We start from the raw sequence: 22,429 nt of genomic DNA, 5'->3' as shown, positions 1-22,429 counted from the left end.
GTGAGAGCCGCGTGACCGGCCGTCACGAGGACATCTGGGTCCGCGCCGCGCACCCCAGCGTGATCGGCGCCGTCCGCAGGTCGGCGGTCGCGCTGGCGACGGCCGCCGGGTTCGACCAGAACCGCACCGGCCAGGTGGCCGTGGCGGTCACCGAGGCGGTCTCGAACCTGGTCAAGCACGCCGAGGACGGCGTCGTCCTGGTGCGCCCGCACGGCGAGCGCGCGCGTGTGGTGGAACTGGTGACCGTCGACCGCGGACCGGGCATCGCCGACCTCGCCCGCGCCCTGCGGGACGGCTTCTCCACCTCGGGGACCCTCGGCATCGGGCTCGGCGCCATCGCCCGGATGGCCTCGGCCTGGGACGTGCACAGCATGCCGGGCCGGGGCACCGTCCTGGTGACGCACTTCACGGCGGACGGCTCGCCCGGGCCGCCGCCGCGCGTGAGCGGGATCCGCCGCCCGATCGGCGAGGAGACGATCTGCGGCGACTCCTACGCCGTGGTCGACACCGGAGGCGTGATCACGGCCGTGCTCTGCGACGGGCTCGGCCACGGCGCCGCCGCCGCGCACGCCTCCCGCGAGGCCGTACGGGTGTTCCTGGACGACCCCCTCGCCCCGCCCGTCGCCGCGCTGGAACGCGTGCACCGCGGGCTGAGCCACACCAGAGGAGGCGCCGTGGCCGTCGTCAGGGTCGAGCGGGAGACCGTGTCGTACGCCGGGCTGGGCAACATCTCGGGCTGGATCGCGCACGCCGAGGGCCGCCAGGGCATGATCTCCCTGCCGGGCATCGCCGGGCACAAGAGCAGGCGCCCGCAGCAGTACGAGTACGCGCTGCCGCCGCACGCCACGGTGGTGCTGCACTCAGACGGCCTCACCGACCGCTGGGACCCGGCGTCCTTCCCCGGCCTGTTCGCCCGCTCCCCGGCCGTGATCGGCGCCACCCTGCTGCGGGACGCCGGCAGCCGCAGGGACGACGCCTGCGTCGTGGCGTTGAGGCAGCGGCCGTGACCGGCGAGGTGCTCACCCGCGCGGACATCAGCGGAGACCAGGACGTCTTCGCGGTCCGGCGGCTCGGCAGGCGGATCGCCGAGCTCGTGGGCATGGAGTCGCAGGACCAGATCCGCATGGCGACCGCGCTCAGCGAGATCGGCCGCGAGGTGCTGGCCTCGGGCGCCGAGGGCCACGTGACCTTCAGCCTGGCGGAGGACCGGCTGGTCGTCACCGTCGAGTACGGCGACGGGCAGAGCCTGCGGCCCAGCGAGGGCCTGACGCTCGCGGGCCGCCTGGTCGACGAGGTCAGCCTGGCCGCGGAGGAGGGACGCGTCACGCTCGTGAAGCGGGTGCCCGGGCACCGGCGCAGCCTGACGGTCGCCGACGTACGGGCCGGGCTGGCCCCGCTGGCGCCCGCCACCGCCCTGGACGAGCTGCGCGAGCAGAACAAGGAGCTGGCCCGGACGCTGGAGCAGGTCCTGCGGCTCAACGCCGAGCTCGCGGAGACCAACCAGGGCGTCATGGCGTTGTACAACCAGTTGTCGGCGGAGCTGGAGGAGACCAACCGGGGCGTCGTGGCGCTGTACGCCGAGCTGGACGAGAAGTCGTCCCAGCTGCGCAGCGCCGCCGAGGCCAGGCAGCGGTTCTGGGCCAACGTGAGCCACGAGCTGCGAATGCCGCTGACCTCGATCATCGGGCTGGTCCGGCTGATGGTCGGCGCGGGGGGCGAGCCGCTGACCGAGGAGCAGGAGCACCAGGTAAACCTCATCGGCGGCAGCGCGGAGACGCTGCTCGTCCTGGTGGGGGAGCTGCTCGACCTCGCCAAGGCGGAGTCGGGCCGGCTCGACCCGGAGCCGTCGGTGGTGGACGTGGTCGCGGTGGCCGAGGCGCTGCGCGGGACGCTGCACACCGCCGTACGGTCGGAGGGGGTCGGGCTGGTGATCGACGTGTCCCCCGAGGTCGGCGAGATGCTCGTCGACGAGGTCATGCTCACCCGGATCCTGCGCAACCTGCTCAGCAACGCGCTGAAGTTCACCCAGGAGGGTGAGGTGCGGCTCAGCGCCGAGGTCGACCCTGAGATGGCCGAGGTCGTCTTCACCATCTCCGACACCGGCGTCGGTATTCCCGAGGAGCTCCTGGAGCGCGTCTTCGAGGAGTTCTTCCAGGTGCCCGGCCCGCTCCAGCTCAAGGCGAAGGGGACCGGCCTCGGCCTGCCGTACGCCCGCAGGCTCGCCGAGGCGCTCGGCGGCGACCTGGAGCTGTCGAGCACGCAGGGGGAGGGGACGACGGTCACGCTGCGGGTGCCGCACCGGATGGCGAGCCCCGAGATCGGTCACGTGCTGGTGGCCGACGACGACGCGGGGTTCCGCGCGCTGGCCCGGCGCCTGCTGTTCGGCTTCGCCGCCGTCGTGGACGAGGCCGCCGACGGGTACGAAGCCCTTGAACGGATGCGTGAGCACGTCCCGGACGTCGCCCTGGTCGATCTCTTCATGCCCCGGCTGGACGGCGCCGCTCTGCGGCAGCGGATGGCCGAGGACGAGAGCCTCCGGGAGGTGCCCGTGGTCACGGTGTCGGGAGCGCTGGACGAGCAGGAGAGCGCGCATCTGTCGCTGAGCAAGCACGGGCTGCGCCGGGACCGGCTGCTGGAGACGATCAGGGAGGCGGTCGCCGCGCGGCGCGGAGGTGGGGCCGATGATTGACGCCGCGGCGACCGTGCTCGTGGTCGACGACATCCCGACCAAGCGCTACATACTTTCCAGTTGGCTACGGCGGGCGGGGCACCGGGTCGTGGAGGCCGGTGGCGGCGAGGAGGCGCTGGCCCTCGTCGCCACGCTCAGGCCGGACCTGGTCGTCCTCGACGTGCGGATGCCCGACCTCGGGGGCATGGAGGTCTGCGAGAAGATCAAGGCCAACCCCGAGACCACCTCGATCCCGGTGATCCAGGTGTCCGGCAACGCGATCACCCCGGCCGACCGCGCCGAGGGGCTGGAGCGCGGGGCCGACGCGTACCTCTCCGAGCCGATCCAGCCCGACGAGTTCGCGGCGACGGTCCGGGCGATGCTGCGGTACTACCGGGCGCGGCAGCGGGCCGAGCGGATGGCGGCGCGGCTGAGCATGCTCGCCGAGATCACGCTGCTGCTGAACGAGGCGGAGGACTTCGAACGGCTGCTGTCGGTGGCCGCCGAGGGCTGCTCCCGGCTGGTGGACCGGTTCGCGCGGGTGCTGGCGGTGTCGCCGGACGGAGTCCTGCGCAGGTTCGCCGCCCGGCCCGGCGAGGCCGCTTCGGCCCGGCCGGTGCGGCCCGACACCCTCGACAGGCTCAGCGACATCGCGATCGGGGACTCCCCCGGGGTGCGGACGTTCGACCTGGACAGCCGGACATGGGCCGCGGTCGTCCCCGACAGCGACGGGGTCGCGACCGTGTCGGGCGTACTGTGCCGGACGAAGACGGGCAGGCCGCCGGTCTTCCTGGGGGTGGATCCGGCCTCGCCGCTGGACGGCGACGAGGTGAGCCTGCTGCGGCAGTTCGGGCAGGCTGTGGCCCTGGCCGTCGACGCCGCCAGCGCGTACGCCGAGGAGCACACGATCGCGCTGACGCTGCAGCGCAGCCTGCTGCCCGACAAGATCCCGCCCGTGCCGGGCCTGCGGATCGCCGTGCGGTACCAGCCCGCGGTGGACAACGTGGAGGTGGGCGGGGACTTCTACGAGGTCCTGCCTCTGGGCGACCGGGTGCTGATCGCGCTCGGCGACGTGCAGGGCCACTCGCTGCACGCCGCCACCGTGATGGCGGAGCTCCGGTACGCGCTGCGGGCGTCGGTGATCGAGGCGGTCGATCCGGCCCGGTCGATGAGCCTGCTCAACGCGGTCCTGCGGCGTTATCACCCGCAGATGACGGCGACCGTCTGCCTGCTCCTGCTCGACCCGGAGACGGGTGAGCTGGAACTCGTGAACGCCGGGCACATCCCGCCGCTGATGGCGGGACCTGACGCGGCCTATCACAGGTTCGGGAACCTGCTGCTGGGCGTGGCCGAGGAACGGTACCGGGTGGACCGGCTCCACCTGGCCGAGGACGCCACGATGGTGCTGTTCACCGACGGCCTGATCGAGGACCGCGACAAACTGCTCGACGAGAGCCTGGAGGTCGCCCGCCAGCAGGCCGAACACGTGGGCGACGACCTGGAAAGCTTCTGCGACCGGCTCATCGCCACGTTCGGGGCCCGCGAGGACGACGTGGCGCTGGTCGCCTTCCGCCGCGTGCCGCGATGACGTCACGCCGGCCGCTCATGACCGGTCGTCCGCGGCTCGGTCGCCCACAGTCCCGCCAGTTGCCCACAGTGCCGCGAGTTGTCCACAGTCCGTGAGTTGTCCACAGTCCGTGAGTTGTCCACAGGGGCGAGCCGGGACCGCGACGGTCGCGGGGGACCGAATAGCCTTGGGGCATGCGGAGCCCTTTGCTTGACACATCCGGCGCGGTGGCCGCGCAGGCGCCGGACGAGACGGTGGCGGCCCACTACGGCGACCCCTACGCCGAGCAGCGCGCGCTCGCCGAGGGGCGGGCGCTGGTCGACCGGAGCGATCGCGAGGTCGTGCGCATCGCCGGACCCGACCGGCTGAGCTGGCTCAACAGCCTCAGCTCGCAGAAGCTGGACACGCTCCAGCCGGGCACGCCCGCCCAGGCGCTGCTGCTGGACGGCCAGGGCCGCGTCGAGCACCACCTGACCCTGGTGGACGACGGCGAGGCGGTGTGGGCGCACGTGGAGCCGGGCACGGCGGCCGAGCTGGTCGCCTTCCTGGAGAAGATGCGGTTCATGCTGCGGGTCGAGGTCGCCGAGCTCACCTCGGACTACGCGGTGGTCTCCGTCGCGCCGCCCGCCCCCGCGGGTGAGCCGGCGGCCGAGGAGGAGGGCTGGGCGGAGCGCCGGGCGCTCCCCGAGGGGACCGTCGTGATGGGCGGCGACCTGCTCGTGCCGCGCGGGCGGCTGGCCGGTCTCCCGGAGGAGCTGGGCCTGCGCCCCGCCGGTCTGTGGGCCTACGAGGCGCTGCGCATCGCGGCCCACGTGCCCCGGCTCGGGTTCGAGACCGACCACAAGACGATCCCCCACGAGGTCGGCTGGATCGGCGTGGCGGTCCACCTGAGCAAGGGCTGCTACCGGGGGCAGGAGACGGTCGCCCGGGTGCACAACCTCGGCCACCCGCCCCGCCGCCTGGTCTTCCTGCACCTCGACGGCAGCGTCGACAGCCTGCCTCCCCACGGCGCCCCGGTGACGCTCGGCGTGGCCACCCCGGTCGAGGCGGAGCCGGAGGCGGCCGTGGAGGGCGCGGCAGAGCCCGGCCAGCTCGGGTTCGTGGGCTCATCGGCCCGCCACTACGAGCTGGGCCCGATCGCCCTCGCGGTCGTCAAGCGGACGGTGCCGGTGGACATCGACCTGCTGGCCGGTGGCGTGGCGGCGAGCCAGGAGGTCGTCGTGCCGCCGGACGCGGGCCGCAACGTGCACATCGACCCCGCCCTGCGCCGCCGCGTCCGCTGACGGCGCCCCTGCCGATCACCCGCGTCCGCCGGCTGGGACGGCTGGGACGCTCCCTCGGCCGGTGAGGATCACGCCTCGGGCGGAATCCGGGCCGCGCCCATGCCGTATCCGGGCCGCGTCCGGGCCGGAGTGGCTCAGACGTCCAGGACGAGGGTGATCGGGCCGTCGTTGGTGAGGGTCACCTTCATGTCGGCGCCGAAGAGGCCCGTCTCGACCCGCGCGCCGAGCGTCCGCAGTTCGGCCACCACGGCCTCCACCAGCGGCTCGGCCACCGGGCCGGGGGCGGCCGACTGCCAGGTGGGCCTGCGGCCCCTGCGGGCGTCGCCGTACAGGGTGAACTGGCTGATGACGAGCAGCGGGGCGCCGACGTCGGAACACGACTTCTCGCCGTGCAGGATTCGCAGCCCCCACAGTTTGGCGGCGAGCCTCGCCGCCTCGGCCCGCCCGTCGGTGTGGGTGACGCCCACGAGCACCAGCAGGCCGGGCTCGTCGATCGCTCCGACGACACGCCCCTCCACCACAACCGACGCGGAACTGACCCGCTGTACGACGGCACGCATGCCCCCGGATTCTGCCATGTCCGAGGGCTTCGTAGACTGCGCCCCATGTCGGAGATAGTGGTGGAGGTCGTCCGTTCGGGGTTCGTCGAGTCCGTGCACCGCGCACGCGTGCACGTGATCGGGGCGGACGGTTCCCCGGCCCTCGTGCGCGGGGACACGGCGAGTCTCGCCTCGCCGCGCTCCGCGATGAAGCCGTTGCAGGCGCTCGCGATGGTCCGGGCCGGCCTGCCGCTGGAGGGGGAACTGCTCGCGCTGGCCGCCGCCAGCCACAGCGGGGAGCCCTTCCACGTCGACGGCGCCCGGAAGATCCTCGCGGGTGCGGGACTGGACGAGTCCTTCCTGCGCTGCCCCGAGGACCTGCCGCTGGACGAGGAGGCGAGCCGCCAGGTCCTGCGGCAGTACGGCGAGGCCCGCCGCGTCTTCATGAACTGCTCGGGCAAGCACGCGGCGATGCTCGCCACCTGCGTGGTCAACGGCTGGCCGGTGGACGGCTACCTGCATCCCGGGCACCCGTTGCAGCGCGCGATCCGCGCCACGGTGGAGGAACTCACCGGCGAACGGGTCGCGGCGACCGGCGTGGACGGCTGCGGCGCGCCGCTGTTCTTCGTCTCGATGGCGGCGGTCGCCCGCGCCTTCCGCCGCCTCACGCTCGCCCCGGACGGCACCCCGGAGCGGCGCGTCGCCGACGCGATGCGCGCGCACCCCGAGTGGACGAGCGGCACGACCCGGGCCGAGGCCCTGCTGATGCGGGCCGTTCCCGGGCTGCTGGTGAAGTCGGGCGCGGAGGCGTTCGACGCCTTTGCCGACGCCGAGGGCCGGGCCGGCGCCGTGAAGATCGTGGACGGCGGCGGGCGGGCCCGCGTGCCGGTCACCGTCGCCGCCCTGCGCGCGGCCGGGATCGACGCCCCCGAGTTCGCCGGGCTCGCGACCACGCCGCTGTTCGGCGGCGGCGTCCCGGTCGGGGAGGTCCGCGTCCACGCCGCCTGACCCGCCAGGCGTGAGAGAGGTCCGCGTCCACGCCCTCTGACATCCCAGGCGTGAGAGAGGTCCGCGTCCGCGCCGTCCGACCCCGCCGGGCGTGAGAGCGGCCTGAGCCGCCCGAGTCGCGGCCCGCTGCGCTTCTCACCCCCGCCCGAGTGCCCTCCGCCCGAGTGCGCCCTCCGATCCGGGGGCGGGGGGATCAGAGGGAGCGGAACTGGCGGGAGGACGAGATCGCGCCGGAGGTGGTCAGCGTGAACGTCCGCATCGAGTCGGCGAACCTGGACAGGTCCCACTCCGCCGGTCCCTGGTACCAGTACAGGTGGTCGGCCTGCCGGCCGTCGCCCGTGAACGTGCCGACGATCCCCGCCCACCGGTCCACGTTGTCGAAGATCACCGCGTACGGCAGGTAGCGGGAGAACAGCTCCACCCGGCGGTCCGGGGGCACGTCGTCGGCGCTCGCGTGGGCGAGGTACTCCCGGAAGCCGAGGGTGTGCGCCAGCGCCTCGGCGCCCTTGGCGGTCTTGGCCGGCATGTACTGGCCGCCGAAGGCCAGGGCCGCCCCCGCGATGATCAGAGCCGGTCCCAGCAGGCCGTACGACGTGAACCAGGCGAGCAGGACCGTGGCGACCACCCCGAGCGCGAGCACGACCACTCCGAGGGTGGTCCAGCGCGACCGCACCGAGTCGGGCCGCCGGGCGAACCAGCCCTGGTCCACCACGTCCTGGTAGAGCGCGTCGCGCACCGCCGTGAGGCGGGTGGCGAAGGACCCGTGCAGCTGGGACAGCAGCACCCTGTCGCGGCCGTCGAAGACCGCGTCCCAGAGCGCGCGCTCGTAGGGGAGCAGGTCGCCGATCGGGGCTCCGGGCAGCTTGACCAGGCACCAGTCGGGGGACTCGTACGTCTGCCGGGGCTGCTCGTCGATCCGCAGGAAGCCGCGCACGGCGAGGTCCACGAGGGTCGCGGTCACGTCGACCACGTCGGCCTGCTCGTCGACCAGCGTGCCGATCTGCCCTGGCCGCACCCCGTCCGGCGGGGTGAAGCGCCCGCAGTGGCCGCTGACCTGGGTCAGCCAGTCGCCTGTCGTCCCGGTGCCGGCCGTCTCGCTGCCGATCACCCGGGCGTCGCGCCCGCGCGTCCAGTACAGCAGCCCCACGCCGCCCAGCAGCAGGACGAGCAGCGCCGCGAGCGACCCGCCGGTCACCGCGTTCAGCGCGAACGCGTTGGACAGCTCGAACCTGCGCTCCAGGATCGGGGCCGCGCCCGTCGCGCCCTTCGGATAGCCGACGACGACGGTGAGCGTCTGGCCCTGCCGGAGGTCCTGCTGCTCGAAGGTGGCGGTGGCGCCGGTCTCGTCGACCGACGCGCCGGTGCAGGCCGTGGCCGCGCCGGGCTCGCCCGCGAAGCAGGACAGGTTCTGCACCCTGCCCGGGCCGGTCACGGTCACCACCGCGTCCCGCACGGGGCCGGACACCGCGAACCAGCGCAGCTCCTCGCCGCCGTCGGCGACGGGCGAGACGGCGCCGGTCACGTCGTACTCGACCGTGCCGCCGAACGTCAGGGTCTCCCCGTCGTACGAGCCGCCCTTGACGTTGGAGAGGCGGTAAACGCGGTCGTGGCCGTCGTCGAAGCGGGTGCGGGTGATCGGCGTGCGCCGCACGGTCCCGCCGGCGGGGGTGACCGTCTCCTTCACGTGGAGCACGCCGTCCCGGCGGAGCTCCAGGGTCACCTCGTCCTTGTCGGCCGGTGCCGCCGCAGCGCGTGCGGGCTGAGCGGGTGCGGGCGAGGCGTGCGCGGGGGAGACGGCGAGGACGGCGAGGGCGGCGAGCAGTGCCGCCGGTCCGAGCCGGCGCGCGAGATCCAGCATGAGCCGAAACCTTATCGGTCCCATCCGACACGTTTCGCGGGGTCGGTAGGGTTACCGTCCATGGGACACACCCGGTTGTACCGGAACGGCGTCCTGGAGGCCGAGGGCTTTCCGGTCGCCGACGTCTCCGAGCACGTCAGGGATCCGGCGGCCGTGGTGTGGTTCGACATGTGCGACCCCACCGAGGAGGACCTCCACGCGATCAGCGAGGAGCTCGGGCTGCACGCCCTGGCGGTGGAGGACGCGCTGCAACGCCGGCAGCGGCCCAAGCTGGACGTCTACGACGGCCACATGTTCCTGAGCGTCTACGCGTCCGCTTTCGACGTCGGGACCGGCGAGGTGCGGGTCGCCGACGCCGCCGCCTTCATCACCTCGAACGCGCTGGTCACCGTGCGGCAGTCGGACGCGTTCTCCGTAGAGGAGGTGATGCGGCGCTGGGACGAGGGGGCGGACCTCGCCCGGCACGGCGTCGCGTTCCTCCTGCACGGCCTGCTCGACTACGTGGTGGACAGCCACTTCGCGACCGTCGAGGCGATGGACGAGCAGGTGGAGGACCTGGAGGACACGGTCTTCGGCGAGCGGCCGGTGAGCCGGGAGGAGCAGCGGCGCACGTTCGAGCTGCGCAAGAGCCTGGTCACGCTCCGCCGGGTCGTGATGCCCATGCGGGAGGCGGTGAACACGCTTCTGCGCCGAAACGGCATGGTCGGCGACGGGGAGATGGCGCCGTACTTCCAGGACGTGTACGACCAGGTGCTGCGCGCCACCGAGTGGACCGAGTCGCTGCGCGACCTGGTGGGCAACATCCGCGAGACGCAGCTGACCATGCAGGGCAACAGGATGAACCTGATCATGAAGCGGGTGACCAGCTGGGCCGCGATCATCGCGGTGCCGACCTTGATCACGGGATTCTACGGCCAGAACATCCCGTTCCCCGGCTTCGGGCATCACTGGGGCTTCTGGACGTCCAGCGTGCTGATCGTCGTCGCCTCCGCCACGCTCTACCGGGTGTTCCGGGCGCGCGACTGGCTCTGAGGCGCCGCCCCCGTCACCAGGGTCCGTACGGCCCCTGGTTGCCGCCGCCGCCCTTGTGCTCGTTGACCGCGGGCTTCACGTCGGCGAGGTAGATGCCCGCCGCGATGACCGCCGCGATCGTGAAGATGCTCAGCGCGCCCAGGTACTGGACCGCCGCGGCGAAGGTGAACAACGTCGCGAAGCCGAGGATGATCAGCCAGAGCTGCTTGGTCTGCTTGCCCGCCGCGGGGAAGGCCCGGGCCGGGATGCGCACGGCGTGGACCAGCGCCACGACGCACAGCAGGAAGGCCGCCAGGGCGAGCAGCCAGAAGATGATGGAGAGGATTCCGTGGAGCCCGAACATTGGTTCTCCGCATGGTCAAGGTGGCCGACGACCCCAAGACTAATGGGCGCCGCCGACAGGTGGCGTGGACGGCGGCGGCCCGCCTCCCCCAGGGGAAGGCGGGCCCCGGTGTCGCCGGCGTGGGCGGAAGGTCAGCCGCGGTTCGCGGTGGTGGCGCGGGTGCGGCCGCCCGTGGTCCGCTTCCCGGTGGTGGTCCCGCTGGTGACCTCGGCGGCGATCGCCGGCTCGGCGGTCTCCGAGACCTCGGTGAGCTCCAGCGCGGCCTCGCCGCTCACCCGGCTGACGACCTTGCGGCCACGGGTGGCGAGGTCGTCGTACAGGCGGTTGATCTGCGTGGCGGCGGCGTCGGCGTAGCCCCGGGCCTTCTCCGGCAGCTCGCGCGCGACGGTCTCGGCCCTGTCCTGCACCGTGGAGGCGTAGGCGCGGGCCTTCTCCACGGCGAAGTCGCCGGCCCCGGTGAGGGCGTAGAACGGCTTGCTCTCGGTGATCTTCTTGGCCTGGGTGACGATGGTGGTCATGGGTTATCCTTCCTGCGAATCCGGCGTCAAGCCGTCACGCGAGGGAACCGGGTCGTCTCCGAGATGCGCAGCCGATTGCGGCGGCTGTGCGGCGCCGGCCCGGTTCTCCTTGCGGAACGACTCGTAGATATCGACGAGCACCTGGCGTTGCCGCGAGGTGAGTGCCACGTCGGCCCGGATCGCGGCCAGCACGTCGCTGTGCGGCTCGCGGTCCTCGATGAGGCCGGCCTGGACGTACAGCGCCTGGGCGGAGATGTGCAGACCCTTGGCGATCTGGTTCAGTATCTCCGCGCTCGGCTTGCGCAAGCCCCGTTCGACCTGGCTCAGGTAAGGGTTCGACACGCCGGCCTGCGCGGCGAGCTGGCGGAGCGAGATCTTCGCCTGCTGCCGCTGCTGGCGGATGTACTCACCGAGCGAGCCGACCTTGGGCAGTTCCATGTCCCCAGTCTGCATCGCACTGCTTGCAATTGCAAACTGAGTGACTAACTTCAGCTAACACCCAAGCGTTGGTCAGAGAACGGTCGGGCCGGGAGGCGGTCTCAGCCGGGGAGCAGCCAGAGCAGCGGCGCGCTGGTCGCGAGCACCACCGACCCGGTCAGGATCAGGAAGCGCTGCGCGGGGGGAAGCGACACCTCGGGACGCACGAGCCGGTCGACCCTGGCCATCACGCTGGACGACGCGGACGCCCCCAGCGCGCCCTGCGGCGTGGGCAGCGCGGCCGAGGTGCCGAACCGCAGCAGGGCCGTGGCCAGCCTGCGGGGGCAGCAACGCCGGCGGGCGCGGTCGTCGGCGGCCATCTCGATCAGCAGCTCGACCGACGCCTGCGCGTCGCGCACCAGCTTCGACCACGGCAGGGCGCGGCGCAGCGCGGCGAACGGCAGCAGCACCAGGTCGTGGCGTTCGCGCACGTGCGCGGCCTCGTGCGCGAGCACGGCCTCCAGCTCGGCGGACGACAGCAGGTGCAGGGTGCCGTCACTGATCACCACCTGCGACTTCAGCCCGGGCAGGCAGTACGCGGCGGCGCCGGGGAAGTCGACCACCCGCACGCCGGGCACGGCCGGTTCGTCCCTGGCCACCAGCGCGAGCAGCAGCCGGTGCCTGCGGCGGGCCCGCAGCGTCTGCGCCCCCGCCGCGAGCGGCAGGGCCACCAGCACCGCGAGCAGCGACAGGCCCGCGATCAGCGCGGCCAGCCGGACCATGTCGTACGGGTCGCGCACGCTGGACCCCACGCTCGCCAGGAATCCCGCCAGGAACTCGGCCAGGCCGTGCACGACCCCCTTGCCGTACGGGCCGAGGGCGAAGGCGAGCAGGGCGCCGGTGGAGGCGAGGCCCCAGGTCACCCCGAGGGACTGCCAGAGCAGGATCGCCGTGCGCGGGGCGCGCCAGGTCCAGCGCGCGAAGGTCAGCCGCCACGCGGCCAGCGCGCAGGTCGTCGCGAGCGCGGCTAAGACCGCCGCCGCGATCACTCTTCCCCCAGCTCCGTGAGCGCTTTCCGGAGGATCTCGGCCTCCGTGCCGGAGACGGCCTGGGCGAAGCGGGTCAGCGCCGCGTCCCGGTCGCCGGTCATGTCGAGCGCTTCGAGCATCAGCTCGGCGACGTACGCGTCGCGGCTCGCGGCGGGCTGGTAGCGCCAGGCCCGCCCGTCTCGGGTGCGGGTGAGGAACCCCTTGCGGGAGAGCCGGTCGAGCACGGTCATCACGGTCGTCGGCGCGAGATCGCGGTCCTCGATGAGACGCCCGACCTCGCGAGCCGTGAGCGGCGCGTTCTCCGCCCAGAGAATGTCCATGATGCTGCGTTCGAGCTCTCCCAGTCCCTTCACACCTCCAAGGCTACCTGGGGTAGTACTACGTCCTGTAGAGAGGTGACGCACATGAACATCGTTCTGGTCGAGGGAGACATCACCGAGCAGCGGGTCGACGCGATCGTCAACGCGGCCAACTCGTCCCTGCTGGGCGGCGGAGGCGTGGACGGGGCCATCCACCGGCGCGGCGGTCCGGCGATCCTGGAGGAGTGCCGGGCGCTGCGTGCCTCCCGGTACGGCCGGGGACTGCCGGCCGGGCAGGCCGTCGAGACCACCGCCGGACGGCTGCCCGCCCGATGGGTGATCCACACGGTCGGGCCCGTGTACTCGCCGGATGAGGACCGATCCCACCTGCTCGCCTCCTGCTATCGGGAGTCGCTGGCCGTCGCCGACCGGTTGGGCGCCGCCACCGTAGCCTTCCCCGCCATCTCCACCGGGGTCTACCGGTGGCCGATGGAGGACGCCGCCCGCATCGCGCTGACCACCGTACGGATGGCCACCGTACAGATGAGCACCGTGCGGCAAGCCGGGTCAGCCCTCCGCGAGGTGCGGTTCGTACTGTTCAGTAACGCAGCCTATGCCGCGTTCGAGACCGCTCTCGCGGAGCCGGCCTAAGCATTGGGCCAAGATTCAGAGCCACCGGAGCATGTAGATCTCGTCCCGCTCGTCGCCGGGCGCCAGCCGGATCGAGCGGGGCACCCGGCCGACCTCGCGGTAGCCCGCGCTCGCGTAGAAGGCGTCCACCCCGGTGCCGCCTCGGCAGGTGAGCTGCAGCGCCTCCAGGCCGAGGGACCGCGCGGCGTCGTCGGCCGCGCTTAGCAGGGCCCGGCCGTACCCCTTGCCCTGGTGCTTGGGGTGGACCATGACCCGCAGCACCCACCGCCAGTGCGCCCGCAGGCGCGAGTCGTTGTCGGCCAGGATGAGCCAGGCGGCGACCTCGCCGTCGTCGCCGAACCCGGCGAGGAGGCTGTCCGGGGCTCCCGGCCCACCGGCGGAGCGGGTCCGGGCGAACGCCTTCTCCGCCGTCGGCCTGATGACGTCCGGCGTCACGGGAGGCACGAAGCCGACGGCGCCGTCCGCGTTGGTCACCTCCGTCCAGCAGAGCAGGAGCTGCTCGAAGAGCTCGGGGGTCATCTCCGGGTCGAGGACGAAACGCATGGCCCGGACGTTACCAAGCACCGGGAGAGGCGCTCGGGGCGATACCGCTCCACGGCAGGGTCAGCTCGCCGAGCCGCCACCGTCCCGGGCCCCCGGCCGGTGGCAGGGTCTCCACCGGCCAGTCCCGCGCCACCAGCTCGGCCGCCCTGATCCAGCGCTGCCGGGCGCCGTACGCGCCGAAGGGGGCGCAGGTCGCCCAGGCGCGGTCCCAGTCCGCCAGGAACGCGTGGACCGGCTGCCCGGGGACGTTGCGGTGGATCAGCGTCTTGGGCAGCCGCTCGGCCAGGTCGGACGGCCGCCCGAAGCCGGTGAAGCGGGCCGCGAAGGTCAGCGTCCGCGGCCCCTCGGCGCCGAGCGCCACCCAGGTCGCCCGGTGGCCGACCTCCGAGCAGGTGCCCTCGACGACCACTCCCGACGGGTGCAGGCCCGCGCGGAGCAGGTCCCAGTGCGCCCACGCCTCGTCCTCGCCGTACTGCCGCAGCACGTTGAACGCGCGGACGATCAGCGGCGGGCGGGGGACCGGCAGCTCGAAGCCGCCCCTGACGAACGACAGCCCCTCCCGCTCGTACGGCCTGGCCGCCGCGACCCGGCCGGGGTCGATCTCGACGCCCACCACCTCGACGACCGGGCAGACCCGGCGCAGCCTGGTGAACAGCTCGGTCGTCGTGACATGGGACGCGCCGTAGCCGAGGTCGACCACCAGCGGCGGCGCCGTCCCCGCGCGGCCCGAGCGCAGCAGCGGGCCGTACACGGCGGCGATCCAGCGGTCGCAGCGGCGCAGCCGGTTGTGCCCGGTCGTGCCGCGGGTGACCGCCCCGACGGGCCGGCCGGGCCGGACCGGCCTCATGACCCGGACGCGACCCGGTGCACCTTGTGCTGGGCGGCCTGGGCCCGGGGCCGCACGACCAGCCGGTCGATGTTGACGTGGGCCGGGCGGGTCACCGCGAAGGCGATCACGTCGGCGATGTCGTCGGCGGTCAGCGGGCCGGGGACGCCCTCGTACACCTTGGCCGCCCGCTCGGCGTCGCCCCCGAAGCGGGTCAGCGCGAACTCGTCGGTCTTCACCATGCCCGGGGCGACCTCGACCACCCGCACCGGCTCGCCGCACAGCTCCAGGCGGAGGGTCTCGGTCATCGCGGTCTGCGCGTGCTTGGCCGCGCAGTAGCCGCCGCCCCCCTCGTACGACACGAAGGCCGCCGTCGAGGTGAGCATCACCAGCACGCCGTCGCCCGACGCGACGAGCTTCGGCAGCAGCGCCCGGGTCACCCGCAGGGCGCCGAGCACGTTCACGTCGTACATCCGCTGCCAGTCGTCCACCTGGGCTCCCGCCACCGGCTCCAGCCCGAACGCGCCGCCGGCGTTGTTCACCAGGACGTCGCAGCGGTCGAGCGAGCCGGCCAGCGCGTCCACCGACGCCTGGTCGGTCACGTCGAGCGTCACCGGGCGGACGCCCGGCACATCGGCCGCCAGCTTGTCGAGCCGGTCCCGCCGCCGCGCCGCGGCCACCACGCGGTAGCCTGCGGCGGCGAGCCGCCGGGCCGTCGCCTCGCCGATGCCGCTGCTGGCGCCGGTCACCACCGCGGTCCTGACCTCCGGATCGGTCACCGTCGGATCGGTCATCGTCACCGACATCCTCCCTCCACGCCGCTTCTCTGGGCGCCCCAGGGAGTCCCCCTGAGGCAGCCGCCATCCTCTCAGGACCCCCGGCGCTCACAGGTGTCGGGGAATCCGGTGATGATTTTGGTGGTTGTAAGCCTTTCGGAGGTGGTTCGGGTGTCGGTCTTTCGGCGTCGGGTCAGCCGCGTCGCGACCATCAGCGTGCACACGTCCCCGCTTGACCAGCCGGGTACGGGCGACGCGGGGGGCATGAACGTCTACATTCTCGAGGTCGCCAAGCGGCTCGCCGCGCTCGGCATCGAGGTGGAGATCTTCACACGGCGCACCGCACGCGACCTGCCCCCGGAGGCCGAGCTGAGCCCCGGCGTGCTGGTCCGCCACGTCACGGCGGGACCGTACGAGGAGCTCGGCCGCGCCGACCTCCCGGGCCAGTTGTGCGGCTTCCTGTCCGGCGTCCTGCGCACCGAGGCGATGTACGACCCCGGCCGCTACGACGTGATCCACTCCCACTACTGGCTGTCCGGCCAGGTGGGCTGGTTGGCCAAGGAGCGCTGGGGCGTGCCGCTCGTGCACACCATGCACACGATGGCCAAGGTCAAGAACGCCCTGCTCGCGGAGGGCGACAAGCCCGAGCCGGCGATGCGGGTGCTGGGCGAGGAGCAGGTCGTGGAGGTCGCCGACCGCCTGGTCGCCAACACCAGCGCCGAGGCGGAGGAGCTGATCGACCTCTACAAGGCGCCGCGTGAGCGCGTGGCCGTGGTCAACCCCGGCGTGAATCTCGCGGTCTTCCAGCCCGCGTCGAAGGGCGCCGCCCGGCGCCGCCTCGGCCTCCCGCAGGACGCCCACGTGCTGCTGTTCGTGGGCCGCATCCAGCCGCTCAAGGCCCCCGACGTGCTGCTCAGGGCCGCCGCCCGGATGCTGGTCGAGGACCCCTCGCTGCGGTCGCGGCTCGTCGTCGCCTGCGTGGGCGGGCCCAGCGGCAACGGCCTCGCCCGTCCCGCGCTGCTCAGCGACCTCGCCGCCGAGCTCGGCATCTCCGACGTCGTACGGCTCGCGCCGCCCGCGCCGCAGCACGAGCTCGCCGACTGGTACCGGGCCGCGGACGTGACCGTCGTGCCGTCGCACAATGAGTCGTTCGGGCTGGTGGCGCTGGAGTCGCAGGCGTGCGGCACCCCCGTCGTCGCCGCCGCGGTCGGCGGTCTGCGCACCGCTGTCCGGGACGGCGTGTCCGGCGTGCTGGTGGACGGGCACGACCCGCACGACTGGGCGCGGGAGCTGGGCCTGCTGACCGGGCGTCCCGACCGGCTCGCCGCGCTCGCCGCCAACGCGGTGGAGCACGCGACCGCCTTCGGCTGGTCGGCGACCGCCGCCCGCCTCGCCGAGGTCTACGCCGGCGCCAAGGCCCAGCTCCACCGCACTCCCATCGCGGTCAGCTCGTAGTCTGGCGAGATGAGAACCGAGCTCGAAGTCGTGATCGAGTCGGCGCTGGAGTCCGCCGAGCTGTCCTACGAACAGCCAAGACCGGGCGCGTTCCTGGTGAAGCTGCCGGGCCGGCACAAGCTCGCCACCATGACCTGGCTCGTCGTCGGCGACCAGGCGCTGACCGTCGAGGCGTTCTTCTGCCGTCAGCCCGACGAGAACCACGCCGAGTTCTACCGCTGGCTGCTGCACAAGAACGGCTCGATGTACGGCGTCCACTTCGCCGTCGACGCCGTGGGCGACGTGCATCTGGTCGGCCGGCTGCCGCTCGGCGCGGTGACCGGCGAGGAGATCGACCGGATCCTCGGCTGTGTGCTCACCTACTCGGACGAGTCGTTCGACCGTGCCCTTGAGCTGGGCTTCGCGTCGTCCATCAGGCGCGAATGGGAGTGGCGGGTCAAGCGCGGCGAGTCGCTGGCGAACCTCCAGGCGTTCGCCCGCGTGGTCGACTCCTGACCAACGGGCCGTCAACCGTACGCCGATAGGATTGGCCGCATGGCTACTTTGGTGCTGCTGCGGCACGGTGAGAGCGAATGGAACGTCAAGGGCCTGTTCACCGGTTGGGTGGACGTCACCCTCTCGCCGACCGGCGAGGAGGAGGCGCGGCGGGGCGGGCAGCTGCTCCTCGAGGCCGGCATCCGGCCCGACGTGGTGCACACCTCGGTGCTCACCCGGGCCATCAGGACCGCCAACATCGCCCTTGAGGCGGCCGACCTGCTGTGGCTCCCGGTGAAGCGCTCCTGGCGGCTCAACGAGCGCCACTACGGGGCGCTCCAGGGCAAGGACAAGGCGCAGACCCGCGCCGAGTTCGGCGACGAGCAGTTCATGCTGTGGCGCCGGTCGTACGATGTGCCGCCGCCGCCGATCGCCGACGACGACGAGTACTCCCAGCTCGGCGATGGCCGCTACTCGCTGCTGCCGTCGGAGCTGGTGCCGCGCACCGAGTGCCTCAAGGACGTCGTCGGCCGGATGCTGCCGTACTGGTACGACGAGATCGTCCCCGACCTGACCGGCGGCCGCACGGTGCTGGTCGTCGCGCACGGCAACTCCCTGCGCGCGCTGGTCAAGCACCTGGAGGGCATCAGCGACGAGGACATCGCGGGCCTGAACATCCCCACCGGCATCCCGCTGCGTTACGAGCTCGACGACGACTTCCGCCCGGTCGGAAAGGGCGAGTACCTCGACCCCGCCGCCGCCGCGGCCGCCATCGAGGCCGTCGCCAACCAGGGCAAGAAGTAACTCCCGCTTCCGTCACCGCGGCCGCGCCCCTCGCCGAGGGGACGCGGCCGTGTCCGTTCGCGCGGCCTACTTGTAGACGACGGTCTTCTTCGCCCTGCCGGGGAAGACCTCGATCAGGATCCGTACGGCGCCGTCGGGGGGATCGGGCACCTGGTAGACGAGCTTGCGGCCGCGCAGGTGGACCCTGACCCGGTAGGAGCCCGGCCCGCGCGTGGTGAGCCCGGTCAGTCTCCGTCCGTCGCCGTCGACGAGCTCCAGGGCCCCGGTCGGGCTCTCGTACGCCACCTCGACCACCTCCTCCCAGCCTCTGGTCTCCACGGGCGGGCGCCGGGTGTAGGACTCGACGGTCACGCAGGCGTGCCCGACCTCGTCGGCGGCCCAGATCGCGAGCGTGCCCCGGCCGCTTCCGACCAGGTCTCTCACCAGGTCCGGGGGATCGCCCTCGTAGCCCTCCTCCCAGCCGTCGATGGTCCAGAACTCGGTCCACATCGTGGCCCGGCGCTGCCGTACGGGCCTGATCTCCGGCCGGTGCCGCGGCAGCGCCGCGCACACCTGCTCCTTCTCGGCGACGTACGCGTCCGACTCCGCCTGCCGCCGCTCTTCCTCCGCCTGCTGCGCGCCGGCCACGGCCGGGCACAGGAAGGCGAGCTTGGTCGCCAGGGACGCCTCTGGAGCCTCCTCGACGGCTCGCGCGCCGATGTCGCCTCCGTGCCGGGTCGCCAGCGCGCACAGATGCCGCCCCTGAGCCAGGACGGCCTCGTCGGACGCCTCGTCCCACCCCTCGACACCGGAGTCGTACGAGGGGTCGGACGGGAGGCCGTAGCCGCGGACCGCGCAGAGGAAGTGCCGTTCCGCTGTGGTCAGCCCTTTCACGGTGCCGTCGCCGAATCCGGCGCAGTCGAGTTCCCACTCCGCGCTCACCCTGCCGGAGGCGGCCGACGCCGCCGGCAGCAGGACGACCGCGGCCACCGTCAGGACGGCCGTCGCCGTACGGGCGACCGGGCCGCGCCGCACGAACACGCGCCGTGGAACGCGTACGGCGAGCAGCATGAGCAGCGGAGGAAGGGAGTCGTAGAGGCTCCACCCGATCTGCCAGGAGAACACCTCCGGTGGTCCCCACATCTGCGCGCATCCCGGGCCGAGAGCGGCGTCCAGCGTGGGGGTCAGGAACCCGGGGAGGGCGAGGACGAGCAGCACGACGGCGACGCAACGGCCGATGATCCGGCCGAGCCGGACCCGCCCTCTCCGGACACTGAGCCACCAGCCCGCTAAGCCCAGGACGACCAGCGGGGCTCCGTTGGTCGCGAGGAGGGGGAAGCCGATGACCGGGTATGCCGGGAGATAGACCCGATCGTAGATCTCCCACCCGGGGCAGGAGGCCGGGTAGACGACCGCCGAGAAGTAACTTTCGACGGTTTCGCCGCCGGTCAGGAGCGACGCGACCCAGAAGTAGAGCGTGGGGGCGGCGGAGGTCAGCACCGCCGCCGCCCAGAGCACCCATGATCGTCTCGGCACAGGAGCGCAGACTACGCGACCCGTGCGACAGAACCGATGCGAGAGCCCCGGCCCCCCGAGGACCGGGGCTTTCGCGGCTTTCGTCCGCCGTCCCCCGTACGCCGTCTCTTGAACGCCGTGGCGCGTCAGCCGGTGAGGGCGTCCGCGTCGCGGGTGCCGGTGACGAGGTACACCACGTCACGGGCGACGCGTACGGCGTGGTCGGCGTACCGCTCGTAGTAGCGGCCGGCCAGCGTGATGTCGATCGCGGCCTCGATGCCGTGCTCCCAGTCCTTGGAGAGCAGGACGCGGAACAGGCGGCGGTGACGGCGGTCCATGGCGTCGTCGTCCTCCTCCAGCTCCTTGGCGAGGTCGATGTCCCGGGAGGCGATGCAGCTGCCCGCCTTGGTGATCAGGTTCTCGGCGATGGCGCCCATCTCCACGAACGTCTCGCGCAGCTCGGCCGGGATGGCCGACTCGGGGTGGCGCATCCGCGCCAGCTTGGCGATGTGCTCGGCGAGGTCGCCCATCCGCTCCAGGTCGGCGGCCATGCGCAGCGCGGTGATGACGGTGCGCAGGTCGACCGCCACCGGCTGCTGGGTGGCCATGAGTTCGTAGATCGAGGTTTCCAGCTCCATGTGCAGCCGGTCGACCTCGGCGTCCTGGGCGATGACGCTCTCCGCCAGCTGCAGGTCGGCGTCGAGCAGGGCGGTCGTCCCCCTCGACATGGCCGACCGCACCAGGCGTGTCATCTCCACCAGGCGGTCGGTCAGACCGGCCAGCTCTTCGTGATAGGCGTCGCGCATGGCCGCCACGCTACGCGCGCGCCGATGAACGAATTTCGACCACCGGATGAACTTTTCCGGAAACAGAAGAGTCGTGCCTGGTCGGACAGGTGGAAGAACCCGAAATGCCGCCTAGGCTGCTGATTGTGAACGAGTTGCTGGCGAGCCTGGCGGCGATGGGCGGATTCGTCCTCGGCTCCTTCGTCATGCTCGCGATCCGACGGCAGACGTACAAGCCCCCCGAGCCCGACCCGGTGGACGACACCCTGCCTCCGGGCGTGGCGTCGGTGCTGGCCGTGCTCCCGTCCTCGGCGGTCGTGCTCGACCGCGAGGACCGGGTGCTGCGCGCGAGTTCGGCGGCGCGTGCCTTCGGCCTCGTGCGCGGAGAGTCGCTGATGGCCGCCGAACTGCTCGCGCTGGCCCGCAAGGTCCGCCGGGACGGCGAGATCCGCGAGAGCGAGATAGAGACCGCCGGGCGCAAGTTCGGGCAGGAGTCCACGTCGTTCGCGGTCCGGGTGGCCCCGCTGGGCTCCCACGGGCAGGTGCTCGTGCTGGCGGAGGACCAGACCGAGCGCCAGCGGGTCGAGGCCGTACGCCGGGACTTCGTCGCCAACGTCAGCCACGAGCTGAAGACGCCGGTCGGCGCGCTGAGCCTGCTCGCCGAGACCATCGAGGACGCCGCCGACGACCCCGAGGCCGTCAAGAGGTTCTCCGGGCGGATGCAGCACGAGGCCGCCCGGCTGACGTACCTGGTGCAGGACCTGATCACGCTGTCGCGGATCCAGGGCGGCGAGCCCATCCCCGCGCCGGGGCAGGTGCCGGTGGACGAGACCGTCCACGAGGCCATCGACCGGTGCAACACCAAGGCGGCGGCGAAGGACATCACGCTGGTGGCGGGCGGCACCGAGGGGCTCAAGGTCTGGGGCGACGAGGAGCTTCTCGTCACCGCCCTGCGCAACCTCATCGACAACGCCGTCGCCTACAGCCCGGACCACACCCGGGTCGTCATCAGCGCCCGACCGGCCGGAAACGCCGTCGAGGTGAGCGTCAGCGACCAGGGCATCGGCATCCCCGAGAGCGCCCAGGAACGCATCTTCGAGCGGTTCTTCCGCGTCGACGCGGCGAGGTCGCGGGCCACCGGCGGCACCGGGCTGGGGCTCGCGATAGTCAAACACGTGGCCGGCGCCCACGGGGGCGAGGTCACCGTGTGGAGCAAGGAAGGCTCCGGATCCACCTTCACGCTTCGCCTTCCCGCGTTCGGCGGTCAGGCGGTCCCCGTACCAAGCACGATCATCCCCCAGGAGGCCGCTAAGTGACTCGGGTACTCGTCGTCGAGGACGAGGAGTCGTTCTCGGACGCCCTGTCGTACATGCTCAGGAAGGAAGGGTTCGAGGTCGCCGTGGCGGCCACCGGCCCCGAGGCCCTGGAGACCTTCGACCGCAACGGAGCCGATCTCGTCCTGCTCGACCTGATGCTCCCGGGCCTGCCCGGAACCGAGGTCTGCCGGTCGCTCCGGCAGCGGTCCAAGGTGCCCGTCATCATGCTGACCGCCAAGGACAGTGAGATCGACAAGGTCGTGGGCCTGGAGCTGGGCGCCGACGACTACGTGACCAAGCCGTTCTCGTCCCGCGAACTGGTGGCGCGCATCCGCGCGGTGCTGCGCCGCCAGGGCGACGTCGAGGAGATGGAGTCGGCGGTGCTGACCGGCGGGCCGGTCCGCATGGACGTCGACCGGCACATCGTGGCGGTGCGCGGCCGCCAGGTGCAGCTTCCGCTCAAGGAGTTCGAGCTGCTGGAGGTGCTGCTGCGCAACGCCGGGCGGGTGCTCACCCGTGGCCAGCTCATCGACCGGGTCTGGGGCGCCGACTACGTGGGCGACACCAAGACACTCGACGTGCACGTCAAGCGGCTGCGCGCGAAGGTCGAGGCCGACCCGTCCAACCCGCGCTGCATCCTGACCGTGCGCGGCCTTGGCTACAAGTTCGACCCCGCCGAGGAGTGACCCGTACGGCATGAGCCCCTGTCCGGTCGCGGACAGGG

The 22,429-nt window shown here is 72.5% G+C and carries 24 protein-coding genes; 12 read left to right on the top strand and 12 right to left on the bottom strand.

Annotated elements, in window-relative coordinates:
• The first annotated feature begins 11 nt into the window (after positions 1 to 11).
• From FED44_RS10935 to ygfZ, 4 genes are all read left to right on the top strand, one after another.
• On the top strand, positions 12 to 1,007 hold the full coding sequence (locus tag FED44_RS10935) for an ATP-binding SpoIIE family protein phosphatase (RefSeq protein WP_111697698.1): 996 nt from the start codon (positions 12 to 14) through the stop codon (positions 1,005 to 1,007).
• A complete protein-coding gene (locus FED44_RS10930; RefSeq protein ID WP_111697697.1) occupies positions 1,004 to 2,689 on the top strand; it encodes an ATP-binding response regulator in 1,686 nt (561 codons plus the stop codon). The genes FED44_RS10935 and FED44_RS10930 overlap by 4 nt, the downstream gene beginning before the upstream one ends.
• Positions 2,682 to 4,256: a fused response regulator/phosphatase gene (locus FED44_RS10925; protein WP_111697696.1), complete on the top strand. Its 1,575-nt coding sequence runs from the start codon at positions 2,682 to 2,684 to the stop codon at positions 4,254 to 4,256. The genes FED44_RS10930 and FED44_RS10925 overlap by 8 nt, the downstream gene beginning before the upstream one ends.
• 173 nt (positions 4,257 to 4,429) lie before the next feature.
• Positions 4,430 to 5,518: a CAF17-like 4Fe-4S cluster assembly/insertion protein YgfZ gene (gene ygfZ / locus FED44_RS10920; RefSeq protein WP_138460551.1), complete on the top strand. Its 1,089-nt coding sequence runs from the start codon at positions 4,430 to 4,432 to the stop codon at positions 5,516 to 5,518.
• Between the two features lie 134 nt (positions 5,519 to 5,652).
• Here the strand turns inward: ygfZ and dtd are convergent, their stop codons facing one another.
• The gene (dtd, locus tag FED44_RS10915) at positions 5,653 to 6,078 is read right to left on the bottom strand and encodes a D-aminoacyl-tRNA deacylase (RefSeq protein WP_111697694.1); all 426 of its coding nucleotides are present in this window, start codon (positions 6,076 to 6,078) and stop codon (positions 5,653 to 5,655) included.
• Between the two features lie 45 nt (positions 6,079 to 6,123).
• Between dtd and FED44_RS10910 the strand changes: the two genes are divergently transcribed.
• Positions 6,124 to 7,065 carry an asparaginase gene (locus FED44_RS10910; RefSeq protein ID WP_138460550.1) on the top strand — a complete coding sequence of 314 codons (942 nt, stop codon included), beginning with the start codon at positions 6,124 to 6,126 and terminating at the stop codon, positions 7,063 to 7,065.
• A gap of 193 nt (positions 7,066 to 7,258) precedes the next feature.
• Here FED44_RS10910 and FED44_RS10905 read toward each other — a convergent pair whose 3' ends face one another.
• Complete coding sequence (locus FED44_RS10905; RefSeq protein WP_138460549.1) at positions 7,259 to 8,923, bottom strand: DUF2207 domain-containing protein; 1,665 nt, start codon at positions 8,921 to 8,923, stop codon at positions 7,259 to 7,261.
• Positions 8,924 to 8,983: 60 nt separating this feature from the next.
• Between FED44_RS10905 and FED44_RS10900 the strand changes: the two genes are divergently transcribed.
• Complete coding sequence (locus FED44_RS10900; protein ID WP_111697760.1) at positions 8,984 to 9,955, top strand: magnesium transporter CorA family protein; 972 nt, start codon at positions 8,984 to 8,986, stop codon at positions 9,953 to 9,955.
• A gap of 13 nt (positions 9,956 to 9,968) precedes the next feature.
• Here the strand turns inward: FED44_RS10900 and FED44_RS10895 are convergent, their stop codons facing one another.
• From FED44_RS10895 to FED44_RS10875, 5 genes are all read right to left on the bottom strand, one after another.
• Positions 9,969 to 10,298, bottom strand: a complete 330-nt coding sequence (locus tag FED44_RS10895) for a DUF2516 family protein (protein WP_111697691.1) — start codon at positions 10,296 to 10,298, stop codon at positions 9,969 to 9,971.
• A gap of 131 nt (positions 10,299 to 10,429) precedes the next feature.
• On the bottom strand, positions 10,430 to 10,816 hold the full coding sequence (locus FED44_RS10890) for a hypothetical protein (protein WP_187405997.1): 387 nt from the start codon (positions 10,814 to 10,816) through the stop codon (positions 10,430 to 10,432).
• A gap of 3 nt (positions 10,817 to 10,819) precedes the next feature.
• Positions 10,820 to 11,254, bottom strand: a complete 435-nt coding sequence (locus FED44_RS10885; RefSeq protein WP_111697690.1) for a helix-turn-helix domain-containing protein — start codon at positions 11,252 to 11,254, stop codon at positions 10,820 to 10,822.
• Positions 11,255 to 11,355: 101 nt separating this feature from the next.
• Positions 11,356 to 12,282, bottom strand: a complete 927-nt coding sequence (locus FED44_RS10880; RefSeq protein WP_138460548.1) for a M56 family metallopeptidase — start codon at positions 12,280 to 12,282, stop codon at positions 11,356 to 11,358.
• Entirely contained in the window at positions 12,279 to 12,635 is a 357-nt protein-coding gene (locus FED44_RS10875; RefSeq protein ID WP_111697688.1) for a BlaI/MecI/CopY family transcriptional regulator, read from the bottom strand. Before FED44_RS10875 ends, FED44_RS10880 begins: the two co-directional genes overlap by 4 nt.
• A gap of 51 nt (positions 12,636 to 12,686) precedes the next feature.
• Here FED44_RS10875 and FED44_RS10870 point away from each other — a divergent pair, with 51 nt between their 5' ends.
• Entirely contained in the window at positions 12,687 to 13,232 is a 546-nt protein-coding gene (locus FED44_RS10870; RefSeq protein ID WP_138460547.1) for an O-acetyl-ADP-ribose deacetylase, read from the top strand.
• Positions 13,233 to 13,247: 15 nt separating this feature from the next.
• Here FED44_RS10870 and FED44_RS10865 read toward each other — a convergent pair whose 3' ends face one another.
• From FED44_RS10865 to FED44_RS10855, 3 genes are read right to left on the bottom strand one after another with little or no spacing between them, the layout of a single operon-like run.
• Positions 13,248 to 13,775, bottom strand: a complete 528-nt coding sequence (locus FED44_RS10865) for a GNAT family N-acetyltransferase (RefSeq protein WP_111697686.1) — start codon at positions 13,773 to 13,775, stop codon at positions 13,248 to 13,250.
• 10 nt (positions 13,776 to 13,785) lie between these two features.
• On the bottom strand, positions 13,786 to 14,622 hold the full coding sequence (locus FED44_RS10860; protein WP_111697685.1) for a class I SAM-dependent methyltransferase: 837 nt from the start codon (positions 14,620 to 14,622) through the stop codon (positions 13,786 to 13,788).
• Positions 14,619 to 15,395: an SDR family NAD(P)-dependent oxidoreductase gene (locus FED44_RS10855; protein ID WP_138460546.1), complete on the bottom strand. Its 777-nt coding sequence runs from the start codon at positions 15,393 to 15,395 to the stop codon at positions 14,619 to 14,621. Before FED44_RS10855 ends, FED44_RS10860 begins: the two co-directional genes overlap by 4 nt.
• 114 nt (positions 15,396 to 15,509) lie before the next feature.
• Here FED44_RS10855 and mshA point away from each other — a divergent pair, with 114 nt between their 5' ends.
• Genes mshA through FED44_RS10840 form a run of 3 tightly spaced genes read left to right on the top strand, consistent with a single transcriptional unit; the run spans position 15,510 to position 18,110 of the window.
• Positions 15,510 to 16,832 (top strand): D-inositol-3-phosphate glycosyltransferase, encoded by a 1,323-nt coding sequence (mshA, locus tag FED44_RS10850; protein WP_138460545.1) that lies wholly within the window; start codon positions 15,510 to 15,512, stop codon positions 16,830 to 16,832.
• A gap of 9 nt (positions 16,833 to 16,841) precedes the next feature.
• Positions 16,842 to 17,327 (top strand): type III secretion system chaperone family protein, encoded by a 486-nt coding sequence (locus FED44_RS10845; RefSeq protein ID WP_111697683.1) that lies wholly within the window; start codon positions 16,842 to 16,844, stop codon positions 17,325 to 17,327.
• Positions 17,328 to 17,366: 39 nt separating this feature from the next.
• A complete protein-coding gene (locus FED44_RS10840) occupies positions 17,367 to 18,110 on the top strand; it encodes a phosphoglyceromutase (protein WP_138460544.1) in 744 nt (247 codons plus the stop codon).
• A gap of 66 nt (positions 18,111 to 18,176) precedes the next feature.
• Here the strand turns inward: FED44_RS10840 and FED44_RS10835 are convergent, their stop codons facing one another.
• Together FED44_RS10835 and phoU are read right to left on the bottom strand one after the other, a co-directional pair.
• On the bottom strand, positions 18,177 to 19,625 hold the full coding sequence (locus tag FED44_RS10835) for a hypothetical protein (RefSeq protein WP_138460543.1): 1,449 nt from the start codon (positions 19,623 to 19,625) through the stop codon (positions 18,177 to 18,179).
• A gap of 125 nt (positions 19,626 to 19,750) precedes the next feature.
• Positions 19,751 to 20,410 carry a phosphate signaling complex protein PhoU gene (gene phoU / locus FED44_RS10830; RefSeq protein WP_111697758.1) on the bottom strand — a complete coding sequence of 220 codons (660 nt, stop codon included), beginning with the start codon at positions 20,408 to 20,410 and terminating at the stop codon, positions 19,751 to 19,753.
• Between the two features lie 122 nt (positions 20,411 to 20,532).
• Here phoU and FED44_RS10825 point away from each other — a divergent pair, with 122 nt between their 5' ends.
• Both FED44_RS10825 and FED44_RS10820 read left to right on the top strand, forming a co-directional pair.
• Positions 20,533 to 21,705: a sensor histidine kinase gene (locus FED44_RS10825; RefSeq protein ID WP_244301839.1), complete on the top strand. Its 1,173-nt coding sequence runs from the start codon at positions 20,533 to 20,535 to the stop codon at positions 21,703 to 21,705.
• The gene (locus tag FED44_RS10820; protein ID WP_111697679.1) at positions 21,702 to 22,391 is read left to right on the top strand and encodes a response regulator transcription factor; all 690 of its coding nucleotides are present in this window, start codon (positions 21,702 to 21,704) and stop codon (positions 22,389 to 22,391) included. Before FED44_RS10825 ends, FED44_RS10820 begins: the two co-directional genes overlap by 4 nt.
• The last annotated feature ends 38 nt before the right edge of the window (positions 22,392 to 22,429 follow it).

It is taken from the genome of Microbispora triticiradicis (assembly GCF_005864065.1).
GTDB lineage: Bacteria > Actinomycetota > Actinomycetes > Streptosporangiales > Streptosporangiaceae > Microbispora > Microbispora triticiradicis.
Note: the sequence above shows the minus strand (reverse complement) of the source record. Positions and strands in the feature narration are given on the sequence as shown.